At 61.2% G+C, this 255-nt stretch carries 1 rRNA gene; it reads right to left on the bottom strand.

Annotated elements, in window-relative coordinates:
* Window positions 1–95 (bottom strand): 23S ribosomal RNA (locus tag MFF56_RS32010); the annotation flags it as partial.
* Window positions 96–255: the final 160 nt, after the last annotated feature.

Here is a 255-nt window from a genome sequence, read left to right as displayed (position 1 = left end):
CGTTCGCAGCTCCCCAAGGCTTATCGCAGCGTACCACGTCCTTCATCGCCTCTCAGCGCCAAGGCATCCACCAGATGCTCTTAAGGCACTTGATCGCTCTCGTGATCCATGGCCGCTCCCGACCGTCGGCCGCTCGGATGAGCGGGGGACCTGTCAGGATCAGCTGGTCACAAAAAGACCAGTGATGCGCGTCCTCTCGGAGCGCATCACCGTATGCTTGCCGAACATGACCGGTGTGGATCAGCTCTCGCTGCC

The sequence above is a fragment of the Methylobacterium hispanicum genome (genome assembly GCF_022179285.1).
In the GTDB taxonomy this organism is placed as follows: Bacteria; Pseudomonadota; Alphaproteobacteria; order Rhizobiales; family Beijerinckiaceae; genus Methylobacterium; species Methylobacterium hispanicum.
Note: the sequence above shows the minus strand (reverse complement) of the source record. Positions and strands in the feature narration are given on the sequence as shown.